This is a genomic window from Streptacidiphilus pinicola (genome assembly GCF_003258295.1).
GTDB classification, from domain to species: domain Bacteria; phylum Actinomycetota; class Actinomycetes; order Streptomycetales; family Streptomycetaceae; genus Streptacidiphilus; species Streptacidiphilus pinicola.
The window spans coordinates 64,423-73,383 of sequence record NZ_QKYN01000036.1 but is presented as its reverse complement, the minus strand read 5'-3'; the positions used below and the strand labels follow the sequence as shown (position 1 = coordinate 73,383).

Sequence of the window (8,961 nt, the reverse complement as noted above, 5' to 3'; positions counted from 1 at the left end):
CACGCCGCCGTTCAGGCGCTGGGATCTGACGGGAGGTGAGTCGACGGTCTGCTCGGACACGGGCAAGCTCCTTCGCGCGGGCGGCGTGGCGGATGGCGTGCCGAGAAAATAGTTCAACCCGATCAGTTAAACAAGGGGTCGCACAGCAGGGCGGCCAGCAGGTCCGCCCGGTCCTCCAGCCGGGCCAGGCTCCGCCCCGTCAACTCCTCGATCCGGCGCACCCGGTAGTGCACCGTGTTGACGTGCACGTGCAGCACCCGGGCCGCCCGGGACCAGGAGCCGTCCAGCTCCAGGAAGACCGCCAGGGTCTCCAGCAGCGAGACCGGATTGACCTGGTCGTGCGCGTGCAGGGGGCCGAGCAGCCGCTCCCGGTACGCGTCCCGCACCCCCGCGGGCACGCCGCGCAGCAGGGCGGCGAGCGAGTCGAGTGTCTCGCTGCCGGCGACGCCGTCGGCGGGGAGGGAGTCGATCGTCCAGTCGGCCTGCGTGAGGGCCCGGCGCAGCGAGTCGAGCCCGGGCGCGGAGCAGGGTCCGACCGCGGCGGCGAACCCGGACTGCTGCGTGGAGATGCCGTCCTGCGCCGTCCGAGGGGCGGTCAGGGCCGTACGCAGCCCCGGCCAGGACTCCTCCAGCGCCCGCGTCACCAGGGCTTCGGGTGCGGCGCACAGGCCCGTCGCCCGGCCGGGCTCCGTCCCGTTCGGGTCCGGGGCGACGACGAACGGGGCGTCGATCTCCTGCAGCGCCTCGGCCAGTGCCACCGCGGCCCAGGCCGCGGGCCGGTGCGCGACGCGCGCGACCACGGGGGTCAGGGCCGCGTCGGCCGGAAGGCCGCAGGAGTGCAGCGCCTCGGCGAGCCCGGCGTCCGAGCGGTCCCCGCCCGCGTGGCCCCGCGCCGGCCCGCGCAGCAGGTCCACGACCCGTGCCCCGCCCTGCCGCTGGGCCGCGGAGGTCGAGTGGGCGTGCGCGGCGAGCGGCGCCAGCAACTCGGCCAGCCCGCGCAACACGGCGGCCGCCGCGGGCGCGGGCGCGCTGTGCGGACGCAGCAGCCACCCGTCGAACGGCGTCACCCCCGGCTCGCCGACGGCCAGCGCGGCCACCTCGGCGACGTCCTGCGGCACGTGGGACCCTCTGGGCGCGTCGGGTGCGCCGGCCTCGCCGAGTCCGGTTCGCCGGCCGGCCGAGCGCGCGGCGGATCCCGTGCGCGGTCGGCCGGGTCCGCTCCGGCGGTTCGGCTCAGCGGTCGTGCGCTGCACGCGCGTTCCGCTCGTGCTCGCCGCCGGGTCGGAGGTGCCGAGCAGCCGGCCCGCGCTCGTGAGGAGCGAGCAGTGGGGGAGGCCGAGGTCGGTGACCGCCCGTGTCAGCAGCTCCGACGGGGTGGCGCCGGAGTGGCGGAGGGTGAGCAGGTCGCGGCGCACCGCCGCGGGGACGGTGGCCGCGTCCTCGGCCTGGTGCTGGAGCTCGCCCCAGAGGCGCAGGTAGACGCGGTCGGTGACGGCCCGGAAGCTGGTCCCGGCGGGGACCGCGAGCAGCGGGATGTCGTGGCGTCGGCAGGCGTCCGCGAGTTCCGCGGGAACGGCGCCGTGCGTGCCCTCCCCGGCCAGCAGCCCGGCGGCCTCCGCACTGCGCAGTGCGGTCGCGAAGCGCCCGGCGGCCTGGGCGGCGGCGACCGGATCGGCGGCCAGCTCGTCGGGGCGCCACCAGACCAGGCCGGTCAGCACCAGCTCGCCGGGCCGCAGGTAGCGCGCCGGGTCCTGGAGATCGGTCGAGGTGACGCCGGTGACCTCGCGTGCCAGCTGGTCCGAGGTGGCCCAGGCCACCTCGATCCGAAGGTCCTCCAGGCTCAGCAGATCCCCGATGATCACGTCCCGTGCTCCTTGCGTTCCGCGCCGGTTCCAGACCTCGCGGAAGCGAGGAAGAAGTGCGCTCCAGCATGGTAGATGCGAGTGATTGTGGCCGCCATTGTTCGCATGTACGGTGATCGTGACTCGGAACTGGATGATGTGCCAAACGGCGGCGACGAAACGTGCCGGGGGTCCGGTCAGGGGATGATGGAGATCGTTCCCGGCCTGAGGATCGGAAGGAGTCGAAGATGCGTGCCGACATCGTGCCCGGCGGGGTCTTCCCGGACTACGAGCTGACCGACCACACCAGGACCCGCCGCAAACTGAGCGAACTGCAGGGCGGCGACCCGCTGGTGCTGATCCTGTCGCGCGGTCACTTCTGCCCCAAGGACCACCAGCAGCACCTGCAACTCGCGGCCCACTGGTCGGAGATCGCCGTCGCCTACACCCGGGTCGTGACGATCGCGACGGACAACCTCTTCGAACTCAACGAGTTCCGCGCCTCGGTGGGCGCACAGTGGACCTTCCTCTCGGACGTGGGCCGGAAGGTGCAGCAGGACCTGGAGATCCAGGAGTACACCGACCCGACCCACAATCCGATGGTGCCGCACACCCTGGTGCTGAAGCCGGGGCTGGTGATCCACAGCGTCTACAACGGTTACTGGTACTGGGGCCGCCCGTCCGTCGAGGACCTCCGCCGCGACCTGCGCGAGGTCACCCGGGAGATCCGCCCGGACTGGGACCCGTCCGCCCCGGAGCTGCGCGCGGCGTGGGAGGCGGGCGACCACTCCCGTCACTATCCGTACAAGTAGTCACACCGGGCTCCCCGGTGTTCGAGCCGGAGCTCACCGCCTGAGCGCGGCGTCGCAGTCGTGGCAGAGCCACGGGGTCAGGTTCGCCGGATACCAGTGCTCGCCCGGGGCCGTCGGGTGGTAGCTGTGCTTCTCCATCGCAGCGGTGTCCTGGCCGCACAACGTCCGCCCGGCCGGATCACCCGGCGCCTCGGGATCGGACGCCGCGGCGTGGACGGCCCGCAGGCCGCCGACCACCCAGCTCTTGCCGTCGAGGTCGGGGGTGTGCCCCGCCTGCGGTTCCACCAGCACGATGATGCCCACCCCTCCACGATCGCGCGGCCCGTGCGGGCGCGCATCACGAGAGGTGGAGGGCTTGAGCCTCGCCTCACCCCTCGCTGTCGGCCGCGCTGTCGCCGAGCGAGGCGAGGAGCGTGCGCAGCGTCTCGACCAGCGCCGACGTCTCCGCCGGGTCCAGGCCGGCGAGGAGACCGCGCTCGGTGTCCACGTGGGCGGGCAGCGCGCGGTCGATCAGGGCGTGACCGGCGCCGGTCAGGGCCACCTCGCGGCTGCGGCCGTCCACCTCGCTGAGGGAGCGGGTGACCAGGCCGCGCGCCTCCAGGCGGTCCAGGCGCTGGGTGATCGCACCGGAGGTGACCATCGCGGACTGCATCAGCGCGGTCGGCGTCAGCCGGTACGGCGCCCCGCTGCGGCGCAGCGTGGCGAGGACGTCGAAGGACGCCGCGTCGAGGTCGTACGCCGCGAAGTTCCGCTTCAGCTCGGCGTCGACCAGGCGACTCAGGCGCTTCAGCCGGCCGATCACCTCCATGGGGGAGACGTCGAGATCGGGGCGCTCCGCCGCCCACTGCCGCACCACCCGGTCCACATGATCTGCCACGGCTTCAGGGTAGGGGATCCATGGACGGATGTCTTAGCGCTGAGATATATTGGCTTAGTGCTAAGGAATCGACTCGCCCCGGTGCTCCTGACCGCGTTCGCCCCCGCGATCTGGGGGTCGACCTACCTCGTCACGACCGAGCTGCTGCCGCCCGGCCGTCCGCTCCTGGCCGGCGTGCTGCGCGCGCTGCCTGCCGGGCTACTGCTGATAGCCCTCACGCGTCGGCTGCCGCAGGGCAGTTGGTGGTGGCGCTCGCTGGTGCTGGGCGCGCTCAACATCGGCGCGTTCTTCGCTCTGCTGTTCGTCGCCGCCTACCGGCTGCCCGGTGGCGTCGCCGCCACCGTCGGTGCGGTGCAGCCGCTGGTCGCGGCCGGGCTCTCGGCCGCGTTGCTCGGGGATCGGCTGTCGCTGCGCACCGTGCTGTCCGGCGTAGCGGGCGTGGCGGGCGTGAGCCTGCTGGTGCTGCGCGCCGGCGCCCATCTCGACGGGCTCGGGCTGGCCGCCGCGCTCGGTGGTGCGGTGGTGATGGCCGGTGGCGTCGTGCTCGCGAAGCGCTGGACCTCCCCGGCGCCGCTGCTCGCGACGACGGGCTGGCAACTGACCGCCGGCGGGCTGCTGTTGCTGCCGGTCGCCCTGCTGGTCGAGGGGGCTCCGCCGGCGCACCTCTCGGTCGACAACCTGCTCGGCTACGCCTACCTCAGCATGGTCGGTGCGGCGCTCGCCTACGCGCTCTGGTTCCGCGGCATACGGGCGCTGCCCGCCACCTCGGTCACCTTCCTCGGGCTGCTGAGTCCGGTCGTGGCCACGGCCCTGGGCTGGCTCGTGCTCGGGCAGTCGCTCTCGCCCGTGCAGCTGCTCGGCGGATTCGTCGTGCTCGGCGCCCTGGTGGCGGCCCAGCTGCGCCGCCCGCGCCCGGCGGCTCCGGTCCTGGTCGCTGCCGTCCCGGGCGGCCGGGGCGATCGGAGCGCCCGGAGCGCGCGGAGTGAAAGTTTTCATTCACACTCTTGACATCTGCCTGACTCTATACAGGAAGATGAGGGCCACCCCCACGCCTCACCTAGCCCCAAGGTGGCCTCATGGAGCAGCGCGCCCTCGAGTTCGTGCCCGCAGACGAGAGATACGGCCGGCCGCGGTCGCTGTTCACCGTCTGGTTCGCCGCGAACATGCAGATCACGACGATCGTCACCGGCGCGCTGGGCGTGGTCCTCGGACTGCCGCTGCCGTGGGCGATCCTGGCCCTGGTCGTGGGCAACCTCTTCGGCGGCGTCTTCATGGCGCTGCACTCGGCCCAGGGGCCGAAGCTCGGCATCCCGCAGATGATCCAGAGCCGGGCGCAGTTCGGCGTGCTCGGCGCGGTGCTGCCGCTGCTGCTGGTCATCCTCATGTACATCGGCTTCTTCGCCAGCAGTTCCGTTCTCGGCGGCGCCGCGCTCGCTGCCTGGACGGGCCTGCCGCGCACGGCCTGCGTGATCGCCGTGGCCGCCGTCTGCGTCGTGCTGGCCCTCTACGGCTACCGGCTGATCCACCAGGTCGAGCGCTGGATCAGCCTCGTCTCCGCGCTCGGCTTCGTCTACCTGACCTACCGTCTGCTCTCGGCCCCGCACCCGGCCGGGCTCTGGCACGCCGGCTCGCTGGACGTCGGCACCTTCCTGCTCGTCGTCTCCATCGCCGCCACCTGGCAGATCACCTACGCCCCCTACGTCGCCGACTACTCCCGCTACCTGCCCGAGCGGACGAGCAGCGCCGCCGCCTTCCTGTGGACCTACGCGGGCTCGGTCGGCGCCAGCATCTGGATGATGGCCTTCGGCTGCGTCGCGGCCGCCGTCGCGCCCAAGGCGTTCGGCGCGGACTCGGTCGCCTATGTGGTGGGCCTCGCGCCCGGTTCGGTCTCGGGCGTGTTCTTCCTGGTGATCGTGCTCGGCGTGTTGGCCGTGAACGTGCTCAACCTCTACGGCGCCTTCATGTCCACCACGACCACGCTCGGCGCGGTGCTCCGCATTCGGGTCGGCCAGGGCCTGCGCGCCGGCTTCATCCTCGGCGCGGCGGCCGTCGGCACCGCGCTCGCCCTGCTCGCGCAGGCCGACTTCCTCAGCACCTTCGAGAACTTCATCCTGCTGCTGACGTACTTCCTGGTGCCGTGGACGGCCGTCAACCTCGTCGACTTCTACCTGATCCGGCACGAGCAGTACGACATCCCGGCCCTGTTCGACCCGAACGGCTGCTACGGCCGGGTCAACTGGCGCACCATGGCCGCCTACCTGATCGGTGTGGCCGTCGAGGTCCCGTTCGTCAGCACCAGCTTCTACACCGGCCCCATGGTCGCCAAGCTCGGCGGCGCGGACATCTCCTGGATCCTCGGCCTGCTGGTCTCCGCCGCGCTCTACTACGTGCTGATGCGCCCGTTCGCGATCCCGCGCCCGGCGCCCGAGGGCGCCCGCTCCGAGGACCGGCTCCAGTCCCGCGCCTGAGCGTGAGGGGCCCGGGGATCAGGGCTGCCCACCGTAGGGGACGGGGGTGGGCAGGTCGGAGCAGATGTTCTGGTCCCCGGACCGGCTCTCGGCGCTGATGCTCGGCCCCGGGGTCGCCGGGGTCGCCGGTGCGGGCGGCGAGGCAGATGCGGACGGTGACGCCGGGGCGGCAGGTGAGGTCGACACCGGGCGGGCGCTGGTGCCGAAGTCGGCCGCGGCGGGGGAGCCCGGCAGCGGCTGGTCGTGGCGCAGATCCGTCCACAGCTGGTCGAAACCCTGGCCCGGGATCACCCTGTTGACGTCCGCTGGGTCGAACTCGTAGGGCGCGGTGACGAATTGGATGTGGTGGCTGTGCAGGCCCCGCACGTCCTGGGCCAGGCCCACCAGGGCCGGTAGCGAGTCGAGGCCGGTGTCGACGGTGATGTTGCTGGTGACGGCCTTGGCCACCTGGTAGAGCGTGACCGGGTCGTCCAGCGTGCCGTTGCTCGTCACCTTCGCGAACAACGAGGAGACGAAGGCCTGTTGCATCTGGATCCGGCCGAGATCGGTGCCCGTCCCGATGCCGTGGCGGTCGCGGACGAACTCCAGTGCCTGCGCGCCCTGGATCGTGTGCAGGCCGGGGCCGAGGACGAGGCCGCTGTAGTTCGGGTCGTTGATCCCGGGCGGGGGCACACAGACGGTCACGCCGCCGACCGCCGTGGTCAGGTCCTGGAAGGCGTTGAAGGTGATCTCGACGAAGTGGTCGATCCGCAGGCCGGTCAGCTGCTCCACGGTCGCCACCGCGCAGAGCGGGCCGCCGAGGTTCATCGCTTCGTCGAACATGGCCTGGTCGGAGCCGGGGACGGTGACCTTCGGGTCGGTACGGCTCTGGCACTGCGGACGGGGCGCCATCAGGTCGCGTGGGATGGAGGCGACGACCGCCCAGCGCCGCTGGGCGTCGATGTGCACCAGCATCGTGGTGTCGGAGATGTCCGTGCCCAGCTTGCTGGCGTTGCCCAGGTTGACGCCGTGCTGGCCGTCGCGCGTCTGTGAGCCCAGCAGCAGGATGTTGAGCGGCGTGTGGCCCTGCGCGTCGGGCTTGGCCGGCGGGGCCTTGTGCACGGACGCGGGCAGGGAGATGGTCGCGATGTGTCCCATCAGCGACTGGTAGAGGTAGGCGGCCGTGCCGGCCGCCAGCAGCACCAGCACCGACAGCGTCCAGGCGGTGACCTTGAGTATCGTCCGGCGTCGTGACCTGGGCTTCGGATGAGCCCTCCGTGACGTGCACATACGACGACCGCCTCCCTGTCACAGGCTCCCCCGGTTCCGTGGACCACTTGGCTGTCAGACAGACGAACGTCAGTCCAGCGTACGCGCGTTCGTCAGGGCGGCCACTCGAATCGAGTGGCCGCCCTGTGCACCGTGCATGCCGTCAGCGGCCCGAGGCGGCCTTGCCGTAGCGGCGGTTGAACTGCTCGACGCGGCCGGCGGTGTCCAGGACGCGGGCGTTGCCGGTGTAGAAGGGGTGGCTCGCGGCGGAGATCTCCACGTCGAAGACGGGGTAGGTCCTGCCGTCCGTCCACTCGACCGTCTTGTCGGTGGTCAGCGTGGAGCGGGTGAGGAACGCGACGTCGCCCACGCGGTCGCGGAAGACGACGGGGCGGTACGCGGGGTGGATGCCGTGCTTCATCGGGTCCTGCCTCTCGGGTGGTGCGTGGGTGCTGCCTGGGCGGTGCTTCGGGCGGTGGTTCGGGGGCCGGCTCGGCGGTGGCTCAGCGCTCTTCGCGGAACTCGACGTGACGACCGGCCGCCGGGTCGTACTTGCGCAGCACCATGCGGTCCGGGTCGTTGCGACGGTTCTTGCGGGTCACGTACGTGTAGCCGGTTCCGGCGGTGGAGCGGAGCTTGACGATCGGGCGCAGTTCGCTGCGGGCCATGACGCCTCCTGTCGTGTCGCGGGCGACGACCAACTCTAAAGTGAAATGGAAGTCGTTTTCATTTAGTGTACCGTCAGAACGTCCGCCGGCCGCCGGGTATTCCCGGTGCCGGTCGGGCGCACCAAGCGCCGCTTCGACCCGAACATCCAGCACAAGCGCTACCGGCTGCTCAGCGAGGGCCAATACGTCCGGCTGACGCCCAGCGCCAAGGGGATAATCGTCGCCCGTTACGCGGAGCGCCGCGCTGAGTTGAAGCGCGTCGTCGCCTCGCCGTATTCCACGGACGAGGAGCGCGCCGCCGCGCAGCGCGTGCTGGCGCGGCAGCCCGCGGGGAGGTCAGGGTGCCGTGCCGGCTGGACCGGGGCCTCGTCACCACACGTCGCCGTCGCGCCAGTCGCAGGTGAGCTCCGCGGTCGGGTCGAGTGCGGCCGTGCCCGCGTGCACGAAGACGGAGCCGTCCTCGTCCGGGGTGCGGATCACGCCGGCGGTCGGGGTGAGCGCGGACGTGGGGCCCTGCCAGGGGCGCCAGCCGCGGGCGGCGTAGAAGGCCAGTCCCTCGTCGGAGGAGCCGAGCGCGCCGAACTCGTAGGCGCGGTCGATGATGCGCTCCACCTCCGCCATCACCGCCCCGCCGTAGCCGCGGCGGCGGTGCGACGCCTCCACGGCGACGCCCTCGACGTAGCCGACCCGCCACGCGCGGCCGAGGTGCAGCAGCCGCCGCTGGACCACGGCCGCGTGCGCGACGACGAGGCCGCTGGGCTCGCGCAGCAGCGCGTGCACGCCGCCGAGGCAGTGCTCCCAGTCGTCCTCCGTCATGTCGTCGAAGGCCCGGTAGAGCAACGCCCGTGCGGCGGTGCGTTCGTCCGGTTCCAGATCCGCCGTGTGCGCGACGCGGAGGGTCGGCAGGTGTGCGCTCATGGACCAAGGATGCGGGTGGGGGCGGCCGTTGCCGGTGGGGCACGCCCGAGCGGGCACCGCCGGAGCCTGTCGGGGATCTGGTCGTGGCGGCGGCGGTCTGCTGCACTGATAAGCCGTCACGGCCCAGGC

General features: G+C 72.2%; 10 protein-coding genes and 1 pseudogene. 4 read left to right on the top strand and 7 right to left on the bottom strand.

Translation table 11 applies throughout. The features are described from left to right. Window positions 1-122: 122 nt before the first annotated feature. Window positions 123-1,862 carry a PucR family transcriptional regulator gene (locus DN069_RS09305; RefSeq protein ID WP_111500399.1) on the bottom strand — a complete coding sequence of 580 codons (1,740 nt, stop codon included), beginning with the start codon at window positions 1,860-1,862 and terminating at the stop codon, window positions 123-125. A 227-nt stretch (window positions 1,863-2,089) separates the two neighbouring features. Here DN069_RS09305 and DN069_RS09300 point away from each other — a divergent pair, with 227 nt between their 5' ends. Beyond that, entirely contained in the window at window positions 2,090-2,653 is a 564-nt protein-coding gene (locus tag DN069_RS09300) for a peroxiredoxin family protein (protein ID WP_207892099.1), read from the top strand. Window positions 2,654-2,686: 33 nt separating this feature from the next. Here the strand turns inward: DN069_RS09300 and DN069_RS09295 are convergent, their stop codons facing one another. Beyond that, a complete protein-coding gene (locus tag DN069_RS09295) occupies window positions 2,687-2,956 on the bottom strand; it encodes a hypothetical protein (RefSeq protein WP_111500398.1) in 270 nt (89 codons plus the stop codon). A gap of 64 nt (window positions 2,957-3,020) precedes the next feature. Next, entirely contained in the window at window positions 3,021-3,530 is a 510-nt protein-coding gene (locus tag DN069_RS09290; protein WP_111500397.1) for a MarR family winged helix-turn-helix transcriptional regulator, read from the bottom strand. A gap of 57 nt (window positions 3,531-3,587) precedes the next feature. On the opposite strand from DN069_RS09290, the gene DN069_RS09285 reads away from it, so the two are divergent. Further along, window positions 3,588-4,538, top strand: coding sequence for an EamA family transporter (locus DN069_RS09285; protein ID WP_243639033.1), 951 nt, complete (start codon window positions 3,588-3,590; stop codon window positions 4,536-4,538). Window positions 4,539-4,606: 68 nt separating this feature from the next. Next, window positions 4,607-5,998 carry a purine-cytosine permease family protein gene (locus DN069_RS09280; RefSeq protein ID WP_111500395.1) on the top strand — a complete coding sequence of 464 codons (1,392 nt, stop codon included), beginning with the start codon at window positions 4,607-4,609 and terminating at the stop codon, window positions 5,996-5,998. 18 nt (window positions 5,999-6,016) lie between these two features. On the opposite strand, the gene DN069_RS09275 is transcribed toward DN069_RS09280, so the two are convergent. From DN069_RS09275 to rpmG, 3 genes are all read right to left on the bottom strand, one after another. Beyond that, entirely contained in the window at window positions 6,017-7,267 is a 1,251-nt protein-coding gene (locus DN069_RS09275; RefSeq protein WP_111500394.1) for an LCP family protein, read from the bottom strand. A gap of 142 nt (window positions 7,268-7,409) precedes the next feature. Further along, a complete protein-coding gene (locus tag DN069_RS09270) occupies window positions 7,410-7,667 on the bottom strand; it encodes a type B 50S ribosomal protein L31 (RefSeq protein ID WP_111500393.1) in 258 nt (85 codons plus the stop codon). An 82-nt stretch (window positions 7,668-7,749) separates the two neighbouring features. Continuing rightward, window positions 7,750-7,914: a 50S ribosomal protein L33 gene (rpmG, locus tag DN069_RS09265; protein WP_111500392.1), complete on the bottom strand. Its 165-nt coding sequence runs from the start codon at window positions 7,912-7,914 to the stop codon at window positions 7,750-7,752. Window positions 7,915-8,019: 105 nt separating this feature from the next. Here rpmG and DN069_RS09260 point away from each other — a divergent pair. After that, a pseudogene (locus tag DN069_RS09260) lies at window positions 8,020-8,118 on the top strand (L28 family ribosomal protein); the annotation flags it as partial. Window positions 8,119-8,283: 165 nt separating this feature from the next. Here the strand turns inward: DN069_RS09260 and DN069_RS09255 are convergent. Further along, a complete protein-coding gene (locus DN069_RS09255; RefSeq protein ID WP_111500391.1) occupies window positions 8,284-8,832 on the bottom strand; it encodes a GNAT family N-acetyltransferase in 549 nt (182 codons plus the stop codon). Window positions 8,833-8,961 lie beyond the last annotated feature (129 nt).

Coding starts and splice junctions, on each gene's coding strand:
- DN069_RS09275 (WP_111500394.1), bottom strand. CDS start 7,267: ATGTGCACGTCACGGAGGGCTCATCCGAAGCCCAGGTCACGACGCCGG.
- DN069_RS09280 (WP_111500395.1), top strand. CDS start 4,607: ATGGAGCAGCGCGCCCTCGAGTTCGTGCCCGCAGACGAGAGATACGGC.
- rpmG (WP_111500392.1), bottom strand. CDS start 7,914: ATGGCCCGCAGCGAACTGCGCCCGATCGTCAAGCTCCGCTCCACCGCC.
- DN069_RS09255 (WP_111500391.1), bottom strand. CDS start 8,832: ATGAGCGCACACCTGCCGACCCTCCGCGTCGCGCACACGGCGGATCTG.
- DN069_RS09270 (WP_111500393.1), bottom strand. CDS start 7,667: ATGAAGCACGGCATCCACCCCGCGTACCGCCCCGTCGTCTTCCGCGAC.
- DN069_RS09300 (WP_207892099.1), top strand. CDS start 2,090: ATGCGTGCCGACATCGTGCCCGGCGGGGTCTTCCCGGACTACGAGCTG.